The sequence below is a fragment of the Sphingobium sp. B2D3C genome (genome assembly GCF_025961835.1).
Taxonomy (GTDB): domain Bacteria; phylum Pseudomonadota; class Alphaproteobacteria; order Sphingomonadales; family Sphingomonadaceae; genus Sphingobium.
In genome coordinates this window covers 2,657,316-2,675,225 of record NZ_JAOQOK010000001.1, presented here as the reverse complement: position 1 = coordinate 2,675,225, position 17,910 = coordinate 2,657,316, and the positions used below count along the sequence as shown (strand labels likewise).

The following is a 17,910-nucleotide window of genomic DNA, read 5'->3' as shown; positions in this document are numbered from 1 at the left end:
AATCCTCTATCGTGGGTTTTCAGCTTGCTCTTTTCGGGAGCGGTGGACGTGCGGAGACGGTCCGGCGTTTGCGAAGGGAGATATGCGGATGGATCGGACGGCGAAGGCGTCGAGTGGGATTGAGGGGCTTGATGATGTGACGGCGGGCGGCTTTGCCTGCGGCAGGCTGTTCCTCGTCGAGGGCGATCCCGGCACCGGCAAGACGACCATCGCAAGCCAGTTTCTCATGAACGGCGCAGAGGCGGGGGAGCGGGGGCTGTATATCACCCTGTCCGAAACCGAGGAGGAACTGCGTGAAACCGCTGCCTCGCACGGCTGGGCACTGAACGAGCAGTTCCACATTTTCGAACTCGTACCGCCCGAGACGCTGCTGGACGAGAATCAGCAGCAGAGCCTGCTCTACTCCTCTGACCTCGAACTGGGCGAAACCACCAAGCGCATCCTCGAGGCGATCGAGCGGGTCAAGCCGCAGCGGGTGGTGATCGACAGTCTCTCGGAAATCCGGCTGCTCGCGCAAAGTTCGCTGCGCTACCGCCGCCAGATTCTGGCCCTGAAGCACTATTTCGCCAAGCATAATGCAACCGTGCTGATGCTCGACGATCTGACCTCCGACACCAATGACAAGACGGTGCACAGCGTCGCTCATGGCGTGCTGCGGCTTGAGGAGCTGGCACCGCTTTACGGTTCGGAACGCCGCCGGCTTCGGATGCTCAAATATCGCGGCCAGCGCTATCGCGGCGGCTATCATGATTTCGTGATCGATACCGGCGGTGTCCGGGTTTTTCCGCGACTGGTGTCGCTGGAGCATAAATCCGATTTCGTGCGGGCCACCGCGCCCACGGAAAGCGCCGAACTCAATGCCCTGCTCGGCGGGGGCTTTGACTCCGGCACCAGCACGCTGATCCTCGGCCCGACGGGAACGGGCAAATCCCTCCTGGCGCTCAATCTCGTGAAAGGGTGCATCGCGCGCGGAGAGACGGCGGCCATGTTCGTCTTCGATGAGGAACTCGGCCTGCTGGCCGATCGGGCCAAGGGGCTTGGCATCGATGTGTGGCGCCTCGTTTCAGACGGCAAGCTCATCATCGAGCAGGTCGATGCAGCCGAAATGTCGCCCGGCGAGTTTGCTCATCGGGTGCGCGCGACTGTCGAGGAGCATGGCATCCGCACCGTCGTGATCGACAGCCTGAACGGATATCGCGCGGCGATGCCGGAGGAGAGCGCGCTTGTCCTCCACATTCACGAGCTGCTTCAATATCTCAATCGGCGCGGCGCGAGCACGTTCCTTACCGTCACGCAGCATGGCGTGGTGGGAGACATGCAGGCGCCGGTGGACATCACCTATCTGGCCGATACGGTCGTGCTGCTGCGCTATTTCGAGGCGGTGGGCCATGTCCGGCGGGCCATCTCGATCGTCAAGAAGCGCTCGGGCGTCCATGAGAATACGATCCGCGAATATCGTATCGACGCACAAGGCATCACCATCGGCGAGCCGCTGACGCATTTTCAGGGTGTGTTGCGTGGCATCCCCACGATGGTCGGTGCCGGCAATCTGATGGATCTCGGCCAGGACAAGCGCGGCTGATGAACCGCACTTTTTCGGAGCGTGCCGTCATCCTCGCCCCTCACGGTCGGGATGCAGAGATCGCCGCCGCCATCCTCAACCAAGCCGGTATCGAAACCGAGATTGTCCCGTCGCTCGATGCGCTGGTCGCGCGCCTCGCACAGGGCCTTGGTTTCGTGATGATGACCGATGAAGCGGTCAAGGCGGCCGATCTGAGGCCGCTGGTTGAGCTCATCGCCGCGCAGCAGGAATGGTCCGATCTTCCCTTCGTCCTGCTCACCCAGCGCGGCGGCGGCATCGAGCGCAATCCGGCGGCCGGTCGTCATCTCGAATTGCTCGGCAACGTGACCTTTCTCGAACGCCCCTTTCACCCGACCACATTGGTCAGCGTCGCGACGGCCGCCTTGCGGGCACGCCGACGGCAATATGAAGCGCGAACCCGGCTTGAGGATATTCGCGCGGTCGAAGAACGCTACCGCCTAGCGAGCAAGGCGACGAACGACGCCATCTGGGATTGGGATTTCGTCACCGACTATGTGACCTGGAACGACGCGCTCTCCATCGCTTATGGCCACCCGGTCGACCAGATCGAGAATAACGGGACATGGTGGATCGCGCAGATCCACCCGGATGACCGGGACGAGGTGGACAGGACCATCCACGCGGCGATCGACGGCTCGTCGGACAGCTGGAGCGGAGAATATCGGTTCAGGCGGGGCGACGGGAGCTACGCCCACGTCTTCGATCGCGGCCACATCATCCGGGATGCGCAGGGGCGGGCCCTGCGTATGATCGGGGCGATGCTCGATCTGTCCGAACGGATGCGCGTCCGGGCCGAGCTGGCGATCAGCGAGGAGCGGCTGCGGCTGGCGACGGATGCCGCCGAGGTCGGCTTCTGGGACGTCGACGTGGTCAACGATGTTCTGATCTGGCCACCCATCGTGAAAGGGGTGTTCGGCATCTCGCCCGATGTCGAAGTGTCGATGCAGGATTTTTACGAAGGCCTCCATCCCGACGATCGCGCGCATACCACCGAAGCCTATCTGGCGGCCGCAGACCCCAATGTCCGCGCGATCTATGATGTCGAATATCGGACGATCGGCAAGGAAGATGGACTGGTGCGCTGGGTGGCCGCCAAGGGACGCGGCGTCTTCGACGAGGCCGGGCGGTGTCTGCGCGTCGTTGGCACGGCGATTGACGTGACGGCGCGCAAGCGGGCCGAGGCGGAACTGCGGGAGCTCAACGAGCATCTCGAGCGTCGCGTGACCGAGGAGGTGGCCGTGCGCGAGCAGGCGCAGGCGGCCTTGCGTCAGGCACAGAAAATGGAAGCTGTCGGCCAGCTGACCGGCGGCATCGCGCATGACTTCAACAATATGCTGGCCGTGGTGATCGGCTCACTCGACCTGTTGAGCCGGCGCGTCATGGCCGATGATGAGCGCGCGAAACGCTATATCGATGCCGCGATCGATGGTGCGCAGCGCGCCGCGACCCTGACCCATCGCCTCCTCGCATTCTCGCGCCAGCAGCCGCTCAATCCCGAGGTGCTCGATCCCAACAAGCTCGTCTCGGGCATGTCCGAGCTTCTGCTGCATTCGCTGGGCGGCGATGTCAGGCTGGAGACGGTTCTTGCGGCGGGCGTGTGGCGCACCCATGCCGACCGCAATCAGCTTGAAAACGCGATCGTCAATCTGGCGGTCAATGCCCGCGATGCCATGCCGGATGGCGGACACCTGACGATCGAAACGCAGAACACGCACGCCGATGATCGCTATGCCGCGGAGAATTTCGGCGTTCCGGCGGGCCAATATGTGATGATCGCCGTGACCGATACCGGCACGGGCATGCCGGACGACGTCATCGCCAAGGCGTTTGATCCGTTCTTCACCACCAAGGCGGTGGGCAAGGGCACCGGTCTGGGGCTGAGCCAGGTGTACGGATTTGTCCGGCAGTCGGGCGGGCATATCAAAATCTATTCCGAGCCGGGCGAGGGGACGACGATCAAGATCTATCTCCCTCGCTTCTATGGCGAGGCCGCCGGAGAGATCGAACAGGTGCGGGCCGACCTGCCGAGGGGCGATGAGCAGGAGGTCATTCTGGTGGTCGAGGATGAGGCCGCCGTCCGCCGCTTCAGCGTCGATGCGCTCGTGGAACTGGGCTATCGCGTGCTGGAAGCGGATGGCGGACATGCGGCGCTGCGCGTGCTCGACGAGCATCCGGAGATCACGCTCTTGTTCACGGACATCATCATGCCGGACATCAACGGCCGGAAACTCGCCGATGAAGCATGCCGCCGCCGGCCGGACCTGAAGGTGCTCTATACCAGCGGCTACACGCGGAACGCCGTCGTCCACAACGGTGTTGTCGATCCCGGTGTGGAGCTTCTCGGCAAGCCCTTCACGGTCGAGCAGCTCGCGGCCAAGATCCGGGCCGTTCTCGAAAAGGCCTAGGCTGGGGCGGCGAACCTGGGCTCAGCCAAGGTGCAGGGCAAAGCGGTCGATTGCCGAAGCCAGGCTGGGCATGATCAGGCCGCGCTCGCTGCTCATCGGCGCATGGCGGGGCCGCCGCGCCGGCCAGTTCATCGCGTCGATGGAGACCGTTTCGATCAGATCGGTCGGCAGCTCCATCCTTTCGCCCACGGCATGCGCAAACTGCGCCCAGGAAAAAGCGCCGTCGCTGGTGAGGTGCCAGATGCCGCACTCGTCATCGATCACGAGGTCGAGCGTGGCGCGGACGAGATCGGGCACATAAGTGGGCGAGGTGATGCAATCCCCCACGGCGTGAAATACGCGTTCGGTCCGCAGCGCCGCCACCAGATGCATGGCGAAATTGTGCGGATCATAGGGTGAGAAGAAGGATGCGGTTCTGATAACCAGGGCGCGCCCGCCAGCCGCCAGAACACCCGCCTCGGCCCGCGCCTTGCTCTCTCCGTAGACGTTGAGCGGCGCTGGCGCGTCGCTTTCCACATAAGCGCGCCGACCATGGCCATCGAAGACGAGGTCGCTGGAGAAGCAGCTATAATGGATGTCGCGTTGCGCGCAGGCGGCTGCAAGGGCGACGCAGCCTGTGAAATTGGTTGCAAGGCAGGCATCGGCGCTGCCCTCTGCTTCATCCACCCGCACCCAGCCTGCGCAGTTGATGACGGCCCAGGGCCGCAACCGATCCAGCGCGTCGGCAATCGTGGCGGCATCGTGCAGGTCGATGACGTCTCGTCCGACCAGCCGATGATCGATATCACGGAGCGAACAGGCCCCCGCAAAGGCCTGGCCCAAGGTTCCGGTTGCACCCAAGATCAAGAGCGGGCGCGCTTCTGGAGCCGGCGGTACATCGATCGCGCGTGGCTCTGTCGCAGCCCCGGTGAGGCGCCCGGGTCGACGCCACCATCCCTGTCCATGCAGGACGGGATGAGCCGGCCTTGCGCCTCCTGCCAGTGCGCGCATCATCGGCGCCAAAGCGGTCTCTCGCGGCTGGGCGCCCCGCACGTCGAACACGCCGCTCTCATAATGGCCGGCCTTTTGGGTGAGCAGGCTGTCCCAGTCGAACGCGCCGAACAGGCTCCAGACTGTCACTGCCTCGATGCAGATGCCGTCCGCGCGGAGCGCCGTGGCCGTTGTCCAGGCCTCATCGAGCCAGCGCATCTGCTCCTCGCGCGTGCAGCCATTGTGCACCTCGGTGAGCACGATGGGCACCTCATAGCGCTCCCAGGCGGCGCGAATGGCGCCTTCAAGGCCCGGGGGGTGAGCTATGGCTCTGACCGCTTCGACGTCGGCAACCGGCCCGAGGGCGCAAGCGCCATGGCTGGCCGGGGGATGGCGCTCCAGCCGGTGATCGAGGAAGCGGTCGCTGGTGAGATAGTGATTGAGGCCGATGACGGCCGGCGGGCATGGCGCGGAAGCGATGTCGCGCAGACGATCCGACAGTCCCAGACCCTCGAGATGATCCCAAAGTGCGTGCCCTGCTACCAGGCGGCCGGTCAGCAAATCCCAGGTCGCCCAGCGGCGATGATTGTCGAAGCCTGCCTGAGCGGCCCGCTGCGGTGTCGCGTCCGTGTGCCCCAGATCCTCTGTTTGAACGAGGCGCGCCGCGGGAATGATCGTGCGGATCGCGTCCATCGCCCCCCGAATGGCATCGATCTGGTTGAGGAGCGCGGTCCAGAAAGCCGTCTCGTCGTGAAGATGGGGATACCAATGACCATAAAGGGCGGAAAAGCGCGCAGTGGTGAGAGGCTCGTTGACCGGCGTCCAATCCTGGACCCAGGGGAACCGCTCGGCCGCCTCCCGCGCGTGATCGGCAAGACCCGCCGCAAATGCCGGGTCCAGCAAGTGGGTGGGGGCGGGACCGCTGCCATGATGGATCAGGCCGAGGATCGGGCGGATGCCAAGCGCGCGCAGGCGCCCCAGCCGGTCGGCGTGCCACGCCCAAAGCGCCTCGCGCTGGTCGCTTCGGGCAAAGCTCTCCCAAAGCAAGGGGTAGCGCAGCGCCGTCACGCCCAGTCCGGCCAATCGATCCAGATCTTCGGGTCGATTGCTGTGCCCGCTCCGCGCCGACTGATCGAGATAATCATCCCCGACGCGATTGATCGTGCATTCGCACCCGCCCCACAGGGCGAGAGGGGCAAGCTGGGTCGATACGGCGTCCAAGGGAACCTCATACGGCGATGGCCGTGCACCGAGCATATACCAACCCGGCCCCCCGTTCGCCTCCAATCAAAGTCATGCTGGCACTATCGTATTGATATCGATCAATCGTGGTAAATAAGCGGGAGCAAGGACGCTGTGCGCGCATTGATGCCCGTACAGGTTCATTCCGCTCTAGCCTCGAAAGCCACAAATAATGACGCTGATGTGCTTCTCGCATCTGCGCTGGGACTTCGTGTTCCAGCGCCCGCAACATCTTATGTCGCGTTTCGCATATCGTCAGCCGGTCACCTTCTGGGAGGAACCGCTCGTCAGCGGCGAGACCGCTGATGCCTGGCTGGAGTTGAGGACACCCGCCCCGCACATCACCGTCGCGACACCGCGCCTTCCGGAAGGCCTGACGGATGCGGAAAGCCAAGCAACCCTGCGGCACCTGCTCGACGCCCATCTGGGCGAACAGGCCGAGCCGCTGGTGACATGGTACTATACGCCGATGATGCTGCCCTTCTCGCGGCATCTCCAGGCGGCCTGCACCATCTATGACTGTATGGACGAGCTGGCGAATTTCCGGTTTGCGCCCCCCCAGCTGGCGGAACTGGAAGCCGAGCTGTTCGAGAGAGCCGATCTGGTTTTCACTGGCGGCTACAGTCTCTACGAGGCGAAGCGCGCGCGCCACCCTGCGGTCCATGCTTTCCCTTCCAGCGTCGACGCCGCGCATTTTGCCGCGGCGCGCCTGCCGGGCGAGGATCCTTCCGACCAGGCCGAGCTCGCGCGGCCGCGGTTCGGCTTCTACGGCGTCATTGACGAACGGATGGACCTGGCCCTGCTCGCCGCCGTCGCTGATGCGCATCCCGATTGGTCGCTGGTGCTCGTGGGGCCCGTGGTCAAGATCGATCCCGCCGATCTGCCGCAGCGGCCCAACATCGCCTATCTGGGAAGCAAAGCCTATGGCGAGCTCCCGCACTATGCGCGGGGCTGGGACGTCGCGGTGATGCCCTTTGCCATCAATCCGTCCACGCAGTTCATTTCTCCCACCAAGACCCCGGAATATCTTGCAGCGGGCCTGCCGGTGGTCTCCACCCCGATCATCGATGTGGCGCGCCATTATGGCATGCTCGACGCGGTCGAGATCGCCGGCAATCCCGAGGCATTCGTGGCTGCGTGCGAGCGGGCGCTCTCTCGCGCCCGTGCACCGGCCGATGCCCCGTGGAGGGCGAGCGCAGACGCGTGTCTCGCCGACCTCTCCTGGGACAAGGTGGTCGATGCCATGTCGACGCTCATCGAGGAGGTGATGACGCCGCGCCCCACCCGCCATTACGACTATCTGGTCGTCGGCGCGGGTTTTGCGGGCGCGGTGATGGCGGAACGCCTCGCGGCGGACGGCGGCAAGCGCGTCCTCGTCATCGATCGACGCGACCATATCGCCGGCAATGCCTATGACCATTATGACGAGGCCGGCATTCTGGTCCATCGCTACGGTCCCCATATTTTCCATACGAACAGTCAGGACATCGTCGACTATCTCTCACGCTTCACGCGCTGGCGCCCTTACGAGCATCGCGTCCTGGCGGACGTTGATGGGCTGCAGGTGCCGATGCCGATCAACCGCGACACATTGAACAGCCTCTACGGGCTGGCACTGGCGGACGAGGCAGAGGCGGAGGCCTTTCTTGAGAGCCAGGCGGAGCCGGTCGAGACGATCCGCACATCGGCAGACGTGGTCATCTCCAAGGTGGGGCGCCATCTCTATGAGACTTTCTTCCAAGGCTACACCCGCAAGCAATGGGGCATGGACCCGTCCGAACTCGACAAATCGGTGACAGCCCGCGTGCCCACGCGGACAAATACGGATGATCGTTATTTCACCGACAGCTTCCAGGCGATGCCGGCAGACGGCTATACGGCGATGTTCGCCGCCATGCTCGACCATCCGCTGATTGACGTGGAGCTTGGCGTCACCTTCGAGGCGGTTGCGGCCCGCGTGCGGTATGACCGCCTCGTCTTTACCGGGCCAATCGATGAATATTTCGGCCATCGCTACGGCAAGCTGCCATATCGCTCGCTTGAGTTTCGGCACGAGACCCGCGCCACCGAATGGCTGCAGCCGGTCGCCGTCATCAACTATCCGTCCGAAGCGGTGCCCTATACGCGGATTACCGAGTATAAGCATCTGACCGGCCAGAGTGCGGCCCGCACGAGCATCACTTACGAATATCCCAGTGCGGAGGGTGACCCCTATTACCCCATCCCGCGCCCGGAAAATGCCGCTCTGTTCAAACGCTATGAAGCGCTCGCTTTGGGCACGCCCGATGTCCTGTTCGTCGGACGGCTCGCCACCTACCGCTATTATAATATGGATCAGGTGGTGGGGCAGGCGCTCGCGACCTACCGGCGGCACATGATGCAGCTGAGGACGGCAAAGCCGGCCCATGATATCGACGCGATCGCTGCTGAATAGGGGCGTCCCGCGCAAGCGCGATCATGGAGTATCTGATGGCCCGCTGCGGGGCGACAGGGTAGGGGGCCTCAGCGAGGAAGACGCTGCCGCCTTAGCCCATCGCATACACAGACCGGAGCGCCTAACGCCGCGATCGAGCAATTGTGATGGGGAGCGACGCCGGATCAATCCACCCGGTTCGAAGGGCGAGATCGCTTCGGCTCTCGACACCAATAGAGATGATAAGGCGGCACGTTGAGCCAGCGCCGGCGCCGTTTCACTCGTGTGAAGACTTTGCGGAGTGAGGGTTCGATCGTCCGACGCACCTGATAAGCGAGGAACTCACCGTCATCGTTGAGAAGGCGCGCTGCATCTTCCACGATCCTCGCCCTGTCGGACTTCTCCAACGCGGAGAAGGGGAGGCCAGAGAGAATATAGTCTACCCGCGCGACCACGTCGTCCCCAAGGATGGCCCGAGCTTGGAGAGCCGATCCTGTATGGACGGTCAGACGAGGATCATCGACGGTTTGGCGAAGATGGTCGGCAAGCCCGTCCTCGCTTTCGATCGCGATCAGCTGAGCGTCGCGTGGGAGGTGCGCAAGAATATAGCGGGTAAACTCACCTGTGCCGGGGCCATATTCGACGAACAGGCGCGTTTTGGCCCAGTCGACCCCTGCTAGCTGGCGCTTGATGGTACCCGCCGAGGTGGCAATGGGCGAGCCGACTGAAAGAGGTGCCTTGGCGAACTCCTTGAGGAATGTCGTCCAATGCGGTGAGCCACCATTCCCGTCCTGCGACGTGCTCGCCATGGCATATATCCTCCCGAAATCTTCAAGAACAATGTGATCGAGCGCTGTCCGTTCCGGGCTTGGCATTTTATTGGATGCGAGCAGTCGGTTAGGCCGTGTCAGCATTGAGGCGGATAAGATAGAGATGTCCCCCTCGGGCACGGGCCTCGGCGAGAGACGAAAGGGCATATTTGTGAAAGCCGTTATCTTCCAGGCGCTCCACACGCCGCTGGCGTTCGAGGATGTTCCTGATCCGACGCCGGGCGAGGGTGAACTGGTGGTCAAGGTCGGGCGCTGCGGCATTTGCGGCAGTGATCTGCATATGACGCAGGATGCCGCTTATGGATGCAAGCATGGCGATGTGCTGGGCCATGAGTTCGCCGGCGAAGTGGTGGCGCTAGGTCGGAACACGCAGGGGCGCAAGGTCGGCGAGCTCGTCTCGGTCATCCCGCTCAAAAGCTGCGGCGACTGCGAACATTGCCGCAAGGGCGAAGTGCAGTGGTGCGCATCATTCGGGCTGCAGGGCGGCGGCTATGCCGATTATGCCGTCACCCGCCCGAACCAGTGCGTGCCCCTGCCTGCGGGGCTGACGCTGGCGGATGGCGCCATTATCGAGCCGCTTGCCGTAGCCCTGCATGGCGTGAACCTCTCGGGCATGAAAACCGGTGACAAAGTGCTGGTGTTGGGCGCAGGGCCGATCGGGCTTGCGGTGGCCTTCTGGGCCAACCGGCTTGGGGCCGCCAGGGTGGCTGTGCAGGATATCTCCCCCTCGCAGCAGCAGCGCGCGCACGATATGGGCGCCGATGTGTTCGTGGTGGACCCGCAGAACCCGGTTGAAAGTGCCGTGCAGGGTCTGGGCGGCATGGCCGATATCGTCTTTGAATGCGTCGGCGTGCCCGGCCTGATCGCGCAGGCCGTCGACCAGGTGCGCCCGCGCGGCACGATCCTGCTGCTGGGCCTGTGCACCAAGCCGGACACGTTCAACTCTTTCGCCATGCTCGGCAAGGAAGTGCGCCTCGTCACCAGTGCCTTCTTCACCGTGCAGGAATATGAGGCCGCCCTCGCCGCATTGGAGCAGGGGGCCATCGCGCCCCGGCTGATGGTCACCAGCACCATTGCGCTCGCTGAGACGCCCACGGTCTTCGAGGCCCTCAAACAGCGCGGCGAGCAGTGCAAGGTGCTGATCGCGCCGGGCGTCTAGGCCCTCGGCGCGCCCCTACGCAGCGTCAACGGTCAGCCATGAGGATGGGGTGGTTCTGGCGCAGTTCATCGAGCAGGCTCTCGACCTTTGCGATGTCGGAGGTCGAACCGGTCGCATCGACCATCCAGTTGCAATGGGGATGGGTCCTGAGATCGTAAATCCGGATCGGACCGACGACCTTGCGCCAGCGTTGGCGAGTGCCGCCATGGTCACGGACCAGTCGTGCAATGAGAATATCGGCCAGCTGAGATTGGGTCATGGCGCTGCCTATCTCTTGCGGCGCGGCCCGCGCAAGGAAGGAGTGAGCGCCTGATCCACGGCGCCGTTCCGCGTCACGGCGTCACCGGCGACCAGCTTCTCCGGGCCATGAGCGCGAGCACAGCGGTCGTCTCGTTCATCACGGCGACAGGCGCAACCTAACGCATATGCTCGACCAGAAAGTCGACAAAGACGCGCACGCGGGCCGGAAGATTGGCGCCGCCGACGAACACCGCATTGATCTGCTCGACGTCACCGGGGTTATAATCCTCCAGCAGCGGCACAAGCGTGCCGTTGGCTATCTCCTGCGCGACGCTGAAGGCGCCAACACGTGCGATGCCGACGCCTTGCGCAGCGAGTTGACCGAGCGTTTCGCCATTATTGGCTTCAATGCTCCCCTTCATCGCCAGGGAGAACGCCTCCCCGTCGCGCATGAAGGGCCAGACGGGCTCACTGCGGCGAAAGTTAAAGTTCAGGCAATTGTGGCCATGCAAATCCTCCGGCACGCGCGGGGTCCCGGTACGTGCCAGATAATCGGGTGAGGCGATGATGACGCGGCGGCTTTCGCCCAGTCTGCGCGCGGTCAGGGCGCTGTCGGCGAGCGGACCGAAGCGGATCGCAACATCGGCCTGCCCCGCTGCGACATCGACCAGCGCATCGGTCAGCGCGATGTCGACCAGAATATGGGGATAAGCCTGCGCGAAGCGGCCGAGCAGCGGCACCACGCACAACCGCCCGTGCGACAGCGCCGCGCTGATCCGCAGGCGTCCGCGCGGCAGGCCCTGATCGGCGATCTGCTGCTCGCTATCGTCGAGATCGGCAAGGATGCGCCGTGCGGCCTGGAGATAGGCGAGGCCTTCCGCCGTCGGGGTCAGCGCCCGGGTCGAGCGGAGCAGGAGCCTGACGCCCAGTCGCGCTTCGATCCTGTCGACCGCGCGGCTCACCGCCGAGGGTGTCAAACCCACCGCGCGGCCGGCGGCGGAAAAACTGCCCCGATCGATCGCCGCGACGAATATCTCCATGGCGCGCGCGCGATCGCCACTCTCAATAACTTTTGCGTCCATAGCAAAGATCCTTGGCTCGAATGCGCACTACAACAGCGGGGCGCTGCGGTCCATTTATGAGTGGAAATCGCAATCGAAGGATCGAGCATGGATTATCGGCAACTAGGGCGCTCGGGTTTGCGCGTGCCAGCGTTGAGCTTCGGCGCCGGGACGTTCGGCGGCAAGGGGCCGTTGTTCAGCGCCTGGGGACAGAGCGACGCTGCCGAAGCGCGGCGGCTGGTCGATATCTGTCTCGATGCGGGCGTGACCCTGTTCGACACCGCCGACGTCTATTCGAACGGCGCGTCGGAAGAGGTGCTGGGGTCTGCAATCAAGGGGCGGCGCGATGCCGTGATGATCTCCACCAAGACCGGCCTGCCGATGGGCGAAGGGCCGCAGGATTGGGGCGCCTCACGGGCACGGCTGATCCGCGCGGTGGAGGATGCGTTGCGGCGCCTGGGCACGGATTATATCGACTTGCTGCAACTCCATGCGCTCGATGCGTCCACCCCGGCGGAAGAGGTCATGGGCACGCTCGATAGGCTGATTGCGGCGGGCAAGCTGCGCTATGCCGGTGTCTCCAACTATCCAGGCTGGCAGGTGATGAAGGCGCAGGCCGCGGCGGATCGTCATGGCTGGCCGCGCCTTGTCGCCCATCAGGTCTATTATTCGCTGATCGGGCGCGCCTATGAGTGGGATCTGATGCCGCTCGCCGCCGACCAGGGCATCGGCGCGCTGGTGTGGAGCCCGCTCGGCTGGGGACGGCTGACCGGGAAGATCGGGCGCGGCCGGCCGATCCCCCCGGGCAGTCGCCTGAATGAGACAGAGCAATTCGCGCCGCCGGTTGCGGAGGACCATCTCTATCGCGTGATCGACGCGCTGGAGGCGGTCGCAGCCGAAACCGGCAGATCCGTGCCGCAGGTCGCGATCAACTGGCTGCTGGGCCGACCGACCGTCTCCTCCGTCATCATCGGTGCCCGGAATGAGGCCCAGTTGCGTGAAAATCTGGGCGCGGTCGGCTGGGCTCTGACGCCCGAACAGATTGCCGCGCTGGATGCGGCCAGCGCCGTCATGCCGCCCTATCCGCATACGCCCTACCGCCAGCAGGACGGCTTTGCCCTGCTCAATCCCCCCATGGTCTGACGGGAGTGAACCCTTTGAAACTGAATCCCGGCATCATCGCACTGGCGATCGGCGCGTTCGGCATCGGTGTGACCGAGTTTGCACCCATGGGTCTGCTCCCGGTCATCGCCGGCGATCTTGGCGTGTCGATCCCGACCGCCGGCCTGCTCATCAGCGCCTATGCGTTCGGCGTGATGCTGGGCGCGCCATTGATGACCCTGACCACCGGCCGGGTACCGCGCCGCACGCTGCTCATTGCGCTCGCCGGCATCTTCACGCTCGGCAACCTGTTGGCTGCGATCTCGACCGGATATGGCATGCTGCTGGCGGCGCGGCTCGTCACCTCGCTCAACCACGGCGCCTTTTTCGGCGTCGGGGCGATCGTGGCCGCGAGCCTCGTGCCGCCCGAGCGCAAGGCTGGCGCAGTCGCGGCGATGTTCATGGGGCTGACCATCGCCAATGTCGTCGGCGTCCCGCTCGCGACCTGGGGGGGCGAGCATCTGGGCTGGCGGATGTCGTTCTGGGGGATCGCCGGACTGGGCGTCGCCACCATCGCCGCGCTGCGGCTGACCCTGCCGATCTTGCCTTCACCCCAAGGCGGCAATGCCGTTGCCGAGTTGCGCGTGCTGAAGCGCGGCCCGGTGCTCGCCGCCTTGGCGCTGACCGTGATCGGATCGAGCGCCATGTTCACCGTATTCACCTATATCGCGCCCATCCTGCGTGCAGAAACGCATGCGTCGCTCGGCTTCGTGACGGCGATGCTGGTGACCTATGGCGTCGGGCTCACGGTGGGCAACTGGCTGGGCGGCATCTTCGCGGATCGCTCGGTCGATCGCACATTGATGGTGACGCTCGCCGGGCTGGCGCTGGTGCTGGTTGCGTTCGCGGTCCTGATGCCGTTCGACGCGCCAACCGCGGTCCTGATCTTTCTCTGGGGCGTTGCAAGTTTCGCGCTCGTTCCGCCGCTTCAGGTGCGGGTGATGGCTGCCGCAGCGGATGCGCCCAATCTGGCGTCGGCCGTCAATATCGGCGCCTTCAATCTCGGCAACGCGATCGGCGCCGCCATCGGTGGCGCTGTCATCGCCGCGGGACTTGGCTATCGCGCTGTCGCCCTGGCAGGGGCCGGCGCCGCAGTCATCGGCCTGATCGCCGTCGTGGCCGCGGTGTGGACATCGCAGGCCCCTCAACGTCAGGAACCGAAAATTTGCGATGCTTGAACGGTGTTGAGACGCAACCACCTTTCTGCCACGGAACGGTCATTCCGGCAGAGCACTTGCTTATCGCCGGTCCTCTATTCATGCTTCGAGGACGATCATGTGATGGAGCGGCCGATGGCAGGGCATCGTATCTATTCAGTTAGCGTCGCGAGCGTCTATCCTCTCTATGTCGCCAAGGCAGCCAAGAAGGGGCGCACAAAGGAAGAGGTGGACGAGATCTTGCGCTGGCTAACGGGGCACAGCCAAGAGTCCCTCGACAGCGTGCTGGCCGCCGGCACCTCATTCGAGAACTTCTTTGCAACCGCCCCTTGCATGAACCCCGCGCGTTCCCTGATCACCGGCGTTGTCTGCGGGGTGCGCGTCGAGACGATCGAGGAAGGCACCATGCGCGAAATCCGCTATCTCGATAAACTGATCGATGAACTCGCGAAGGGCAGGGGGATGGAAAAGATCCTGCGCGGATAGAATGATGGAGAAAGCCGCACCGTTGAACGCGCGCGGAACTGGCTCCTGCGGCCTCCGTTTCCAAAACAGAAACGGAGAAGACACATGGAAGAACACAACCCTCGACAAAAGCCGGAACGGGATCGGTCCATGCCGGACGGCAGACCCGAGCCGTCCAACCGCTCGGTCGTCCCGAACACCGATAAGCCACAAGGTCGCGAGCGCGATTATATTGAGGATGGCCAGCGAAAGGCCGAGCGCGACGAAAAGCAGATGCGGGATGCAGGCTTTGGCTCCGAAATAGGGGCCGAATAACCTAGCAGCACTTGCCTCCGCCAGCGCCTCCATAGCGCGCCTGCTCACGGTTGCGGAAAAACTCGGTCCGCGTCATCGGTACCGCCTGGGGATGGTGACGCGCCATATGGGCCAGATAGGCCTCATAAGGCGGTTGCCCGACCATCAAGCGCGCGGTGGCGCGCAGCCGATGCCACAGGCCGCTCATTCCGCCGGCACCATCTGGGCCGGGGCTTCATGCGCCGTCGGAGCGGGATTGCGCAGGCTCGCCAGGCATGTCCGGATGGTGAAGAAGAGCAGCGAGAGCACCACGGCGACAAAGAGCGCACAGAGACCGGCATCGATCCGATCATTGAAGATAATCGCGTTCATCTCCGCCATGGATTTCGCCGGGGCCAGAACTTCGCCCCGGGCGGCAGCGTCCGAGAAGCGCCGGGCATGCGCGAGGAAGCCGACGGCCGGATCGCTCGACAGGAGCTTGAGCGCGCCGGCGCTCAGCGTGCAGACCAGCAGCCAGAGGGTGGGCACCACGGTCACCCAGGCGAACCGGTGCTGCTTCATACGGAAGAGAACCACGGTAGAAAGCATCAGTGCGACGGCCGCGAGCATCTGGTTGGAGATGCCAAACACCGGCCAGAGCGTGTTCACGCCGCCAAGCGGATCGGTGACGCCTTGATAGAGGAAGAAGCCCCAGCTGGCCACGCACAGACCGGTCGCGATCACCCCTGGCAGCAGGGCGTTGCCCGCGCGGAATGAGGGGACGGCGAGGCCGATCAGATCCTGCAGCATGAAGCGGCCGGCGCGGGTTCCTGCATCGACGGCCGTCAGGATGAACAGTGCCTCGAACAGGATGGCGAAATGATACCAGAAGGCCTTCATCGCTGGCCCGCCGACGACATGGCTGAAAATCTCGGCCATGGCGACGGCGAGGGTCGGCGCGCCACCGGTTCGCGAGACGATGCTGTGCTCACCGACATCGCGGGCGGTCTGGGCCAATGTGTCGGCTGAGACCGGGAAGCCCATGGCGGTGACCGCGGCCGCTGCGCTCACGGGATCGCCGCCGGTGATCGCGGCTGGACTGTTCATCGCGAAATAGATGCCCGGATCGAGGATCGAGGCGCCGACCAGCGCCATGATCGCCACGAACGCTTCCATCAGCATCGCGCCATAGCCGATGAAAGGCGCATCGGTTTCTGCCGCGATGAGCTTGGGCGTCGTGCCGCTGGAGATGAGCGCATGGAAGCCCGAGACGGCGCCGCAGGCGATGGTGATGAACAGGAAGGGGAAGAGGCCACCCGACCAGACCGGACCGCCCCCGCCGACGAACTGGGTCAGCGCCGGCATCCGCAGCGGCGGGGCCATGACGACGATGCCGATCGCCAGCGCCGCGATCGCGCCGATCTTGAGAAAGGTCGACAGATAATCGCGCGGCGCCAGCAGCAGCCACACCGGCAGGATGGAGGCGACGGCGCCATAGCCGATGAGGATCCAGCAGAGCTGCGTGGGCGTGAAGGTGAAGATCGGCCCCCAGACGGGGGAAGCGGCGACCGATTGCCCGTACATGATGGCGAGCATCAGCCCCACGAAGCCAAGCAGCGAAACCTCGCCAATGCGGCCCGGGCGGATCCAGCGTGTGTAGATGCCCATCAAGAGGGCGAGGGGGATCGTGGCGGCGACAGTGAACATGCCCCAGGGGCTCTCCGCCAGTGCGCGCACGACGATGAGGGCGAGCACTGCGAGGATGATGACCATGATCAGGAAGGCGCCGGCGAGCGCGATCGTGCCGGCGACCGGCCCCATCTCCATTCGGACCAGTTCACCGAGCGATTTTCCGTCGCGCCGCATCGAGATGAACAGCACCATGAAATCCTGCACCGCGCCGGCCAGCACGACGCCGAAGATGATCCAGAGCGTGCCGGGCAGATAGCCCATCTGCGCCGCGAGCACCGGGCCGACCAGCGGGCCGGCGCCGGCAATGGCCGCAAAGTGATGACCGAAGAGGACGCGGCGATCCGTGGGGACATAATCCAGCCCGTCGCCCCGATACTGGGCCGGCGTGGCGCGAGCAGGATCGAGCCGCATGACGTGCCGGGCGATGTAGAGCGCATAATAACGATAGGCGACGAGGAAGATACTCACCGCGGCAATGACGATCCACAGCGCGTTGACCGCCTCGCCGCGTGCCGTGGCGACGATGCCGAGACAGACGGCGCCGATGATCGCGAGGATGATCCAGAAAATATGCTTCACCATGTCCGCCCCTAACATTCCATCCTGGATTCGCCGCAATGCCCAATGCGCGCATGAGCTGTCGTAGGCGTCACGTACACGCTTTCCAAGCCGGTCCCGCAAGCTTGCGCGAGGGTGACCGCGTAAAGCCTGGCGCGTGATGCGAAAACCTCCGCCGCTGCTCACGTCGACGAGCACAGTATGCTTGCTGCCCATCTCGATAACGGGGCATCGCTCTCGCCACCTCCAGCGGCGCGCAAATCATCCTTACGGATAAGGAGCTCATTTCAAATAAGCGGTTACGTCGTGGCGTCTGGGTGGTAAGGGACAGATGATGCGCAAGCTTCTCCCTTTGCTCGCCTGCCTGATGCTGGTGCTTTCCGGCTTCGCGGGCATGGCGCACGCTGCTGAAGCGGTGGGCGGGAGCGTGCTTGGCGCCGAACTTACGGTCCACGCACCGGGTGATGGCGACGAGGTGCCCGCCGACAGCGACAATGGACTGCCGCATCATCACAATCCCTGTCACGGACATCATGTTGGAACGCCTGCAACGATCATCGGGTCACAGGCGAGCCTGGTGACAAACGATCCCGAGCAGCGCCATTTGCGCGCGCCGCTGCCGGATGCCCGCGGCGGCGTCTTGCCAAGGCCGCCCCAAGCCTGACGGTTTCGCCGGCCGGCA

The 17,910-nt window shown here is 64.3% G+C and carries 15 protein-coding genes; 9 read left to right on the top strand and 6 right to left on the bottom strand.

Annotated elements, in window-relative coordinates:
• Positions 1-88 precede the first annotated feature (88 nt).
• Both M2339_RS12340 and M2339_RS12335 read left to right on the top strand, forming a co-directional pair.
• Complete coding sequence (locus M2339_RS12340) at positions 89-1,582, top strand: ATPase domain-containing protein (RefSeq protein WP_264586407.1); 1,494 nt, start codon at positions 89-91, stop codon at positions 1,580-1,582.
• Positions 1,582-4,008 carry a PAS domain-containing sensor histidine kinase gene (locus M2339_RS12335; protein WP_264574274.1) on the top strand — a complete coding sequence of 809 codons (2,427 nt, stop codon included), beginning with the start codon at positions 1,582-1,584 and terminating at the stop codon, positions 4,006-4,008. The genes M2339_RS12340 and M2339_RS12335 overlap by 1 nt, the downstream gene beginning before the upstream one ends.
• 21 nt (positions 4,009-4,029) lie before the next feature.
• Here M2339_RS12335 and M2339_RS12330 read toward each other — a convergent pair whose 3' ends face one another.
• Positions 4,030-6,198, bottom strand: coding sequence for a sugar nucleotide-binding protein (locus M2339_RS12330; protein ID WP_264586408.1), 2,169 nt, complete (start codon positions 6,196-6,198; stop codon positions 4,030-4,032).
• Between the two features lie 193 nt (positions 6,199-6,391).
• Here M2339_RS12330 and glf point away from each other — a divergent pair, with 193 nt between their 5' ends.
• On the top strand, positions 6,392-8,653 hold the full coding sequence (gene glf, locus M2339_RS12325) for a UDP-galactopyranose mutase (RefSeq protein ID WP_264606368.1): 2,262 nt from the start codon (positions 6,392-6,394) through the stop codon (positions 8,651-8,653).
• Between the two features lie 164 nt (positions 8,654-8,817).
• Here glf and M2339_RS12320 read toward each other — a convergent pair whose 3' ends face one another.
• On the bottom strand, positions 8,818-9,441 hold the full coding sequence (locus tag M2339_RS12320; protein ID WP_264586410.1) for a class I SAM-dependent methyltransferase: 624 nt from the start codon (positions 9,439-9,441) through the stop codon (positions 8,818-8,820).
• 172 nt (positions 9,442-9,613) lie between these two features.
• Here M2339_RS12320 and M2339_RS12315 point away from each other — a divergent pair, with 172 nt between their 5' ends.
• Positions 9,614-10,621: an alcohol dehydrogenase catalytic domain-containing protein gene (locus tag M2339_RS12315; protein WP_264606367.1), complete on the top strand. Its 1,008-nt coding sequence runs from the start codon at positions 9,614-9,616 to the stop codon at positions 10,619-10,621.
• A gap of 25 nt (positions 10,622-10,646) precedes the next feature.
• Here the strand turns inward: M2339_RS12315 and M2339_RS12310 are convergent, their stop codons facing one another.
• Together M2339_RS12310 and M2339_RS12305 are read right to left on the bottom strand one after the other, a co-directional pair.
• On the bottom strand, positions 10,647-10,880 hold the full coding sequence (locus tag M2339_RS12310) for a hypothetical protein (RefSeq protein ID WP_264571344.1): 234 nt from the start codon (positions 10,878-10,880) through the stop codon (positions 10,647-10,649).
• Between the two features lie 157 nt (positions 10,881-11,037).
• Entirely contained in the window at positions 11,038-11,943 is a 906-nt protein-coding gene (locus M2339_RS12305) for a LysR family transcriptional regulator (protein WP_264586412.1), read from the bottom strand.
• 87 nt (positions 11,944-12,030) lie between these two features.
• On the opposite strand from M2339_RS12305, the gene M2339_RS12300 reads away from it, so the two are divergent.
• From M2339_RS12300 to M2339_RS12285, 4 genes are all read left to right on the top strand, one after another.
• Positions 12,031-13,065: an aldo/keto reductase gene (locus tag M2339_RS12300; RefSeq protein WP_264586413.1), complete on the top strand. Its 1,035-nt coding sequence runs from the start codon at positions 12,031-12,033 to the stop codon at positions 13,063-13,065.
• 14 nt (positions 13,066-13,079) lie between these two features.
• Positions 13,080-14,261 carry an MFS transporter gene (locus M2339_RS12295; protein WP_264586414.1) on the top strand — a complete coding sequence of 394 codons (1,182 nt, stop codon included), beginning with the start codon at positions 13,080-13,082 and terminating at the stop codon, positions 14,259-14,261.
• 114 nt (positions 14,262-14,375) lie between these two features.
• Positions 14,376-14,726 (top strand): DUF2200 domain-containing protein, encoded by a 351-nt coding sequence (locus tag M2339_RS12290; RefSeq protein WP_264586415.1) that lies wholly within the window; start codon positions 14,376-14,378, stop codon positions 14,724-14,726.
• 84 nt (positions 14,727-14,810) lie between these two features.
• Positions 14,811-15,020: a hypothetical protein gene (locus M2339_RS12285; protein WP_264586416.1), complete on the top strand. Its 210-nt coding sequence runs from the start codon at positions 14,811-14,813 to the stop codon at positions 15,018-15,020.
• A gap of 1 nt (position 15,021) precedes the next feature.
• Here the strand turns inward: M2339_RS12285 and M2339_RS12280 are convergent, their stop codons facing one another.
• Together M2339_RS12280 and M2339_RS12275 are read right to left on the bottom strand one after the other, a co-directional pair.
• A complete protein-coding gene (locus M2339_RS12280) occupies positions 15,022-15,207 on the bottom strand; it encodes a YbdD/YjiX family protein (RefSeq protein ID WP_181560681.1) in 186 nt (61 codons plus the stop codon).
• A complete protein-coding gene (locus M2339_RS12275; protein ID WP_264578050.1) occupies positions 15,204-17,252 on the bottom strand; it encodes a carbon starvation CstA family protein in 2,049 nt (682 codons plus the stop codon). The genes M2339_RS12280 and M2339_RS12275 overlap by 4 nt, the downstream gene beginning before the upstream one ends.
• Positions 17,253-17,562: 310 nt before the next feature.
• Here M2339_RS12275 and M2339_RS12270 point away from each other — a divergent pair, with 310 nt between their 5' ends.
• Complete coding sequence (locus M2339_RS12270) at positions 17,563-17,892, top strand: hypothetical protein (protein ID WP_264574284.1); 330 nt, start codon at positions 17,563-17,565, stop codon at positions 17,890-17,892.
• Positions 17,893-17,910: the final 18 nt, after the last annotated feature.

What these genes read in the sequence shown, in the direction of transcription:
- M2339_RS12270 (WP_264574284.1), top strand. Translation starts at nt 17,563, where the DNA reads ATGCGCAAGCTTCTCCCTTTGCTCGCCTGCCTGATGCTGGTGCTTTCC.
- M2339_RS12290 (WP_264586415.1), top strand. Translation starts at nt 14,376, where the DNA reads ATGGCAGGGCATCGTATCTATTCAGTTAGCGTCGCGAGCGTCTATCCT.
- M2339_RS12340 (WP_264586407.1), top strand. Translation starts at nt 89, where the DNA reads ATGGATCGGACGGCGAAGGCGTCGAGTGGGATTGAGGGGCTTGATGAT.
- M2339_RS12310 (WP_264571344.1), bottom strand. Translation starts at nt 10,880, where the DNA reads ATGACCCAATCTCAGCTGGCCGATATTCTCATTGCACGACTGGTCCGT.
- M2339_RS12335 (WP_264574274.1), top strand. Translation starts at nt 1,582, where the DNA reads ATGAACCGCACTTTTTCGGAGCGTGCCGTCATCCTCGCCCCTCACGGT.
- M2339_RS12305 (WP_264586412.1), bottom strand. Translation starts at nt 11,943, where the DNA reads ATGGACGCAAAAGTTATTGAGAGTGGCGATCGCGCGCGCGCCATGGAG.
- M2339_RS12300 (WP_264586413.1), top strand. Translation starts at nt 12,031, where the DNA reads ATGGATTATCGGCAACTAGGGCGCTCGGGTTTGCGCGTGCCAGCGTTG.
- M2339_RS12275 (WP_264578050.1), bottom strand. Translation starts at nt 17,252, where the DNA reads ATGGTGAAGCATATTTTCTGGATCATCCTCGCGATCATCGGCGCCGTC.
- M2339_RS12285 (WP_264586416.1), top strand. Translation starts at nt 14,811, where the DNA reads ATGGAAGAACACAACCCTCGACAAAAGCCGGAACGGGATCGGTCCATG.
- M2339_RS12280 (WP_181560681.1), bottom strand. Translation starts at nt 15,207, where the DNA reads ATGAGCGGCCTGTGGCATCGGCTGCGCGCCACCGCGCGCTTGATGGTC.
- glf (WP_264606368.1), top strand. Translation starts at nt 6,392, where the DNA reads ATGACGCTGATGTGCTTCTCGCATCTGCGCTGGGACTTCGTGTTCCAG.
- M2339_RS12320 (WP_264586410.1), bottom strand. Translation starts at nt 9,441, where the DNA reads ATGGCGAGCACGTCGCAGGACGGGAATGGTGGCTCACCGCATTGGACG.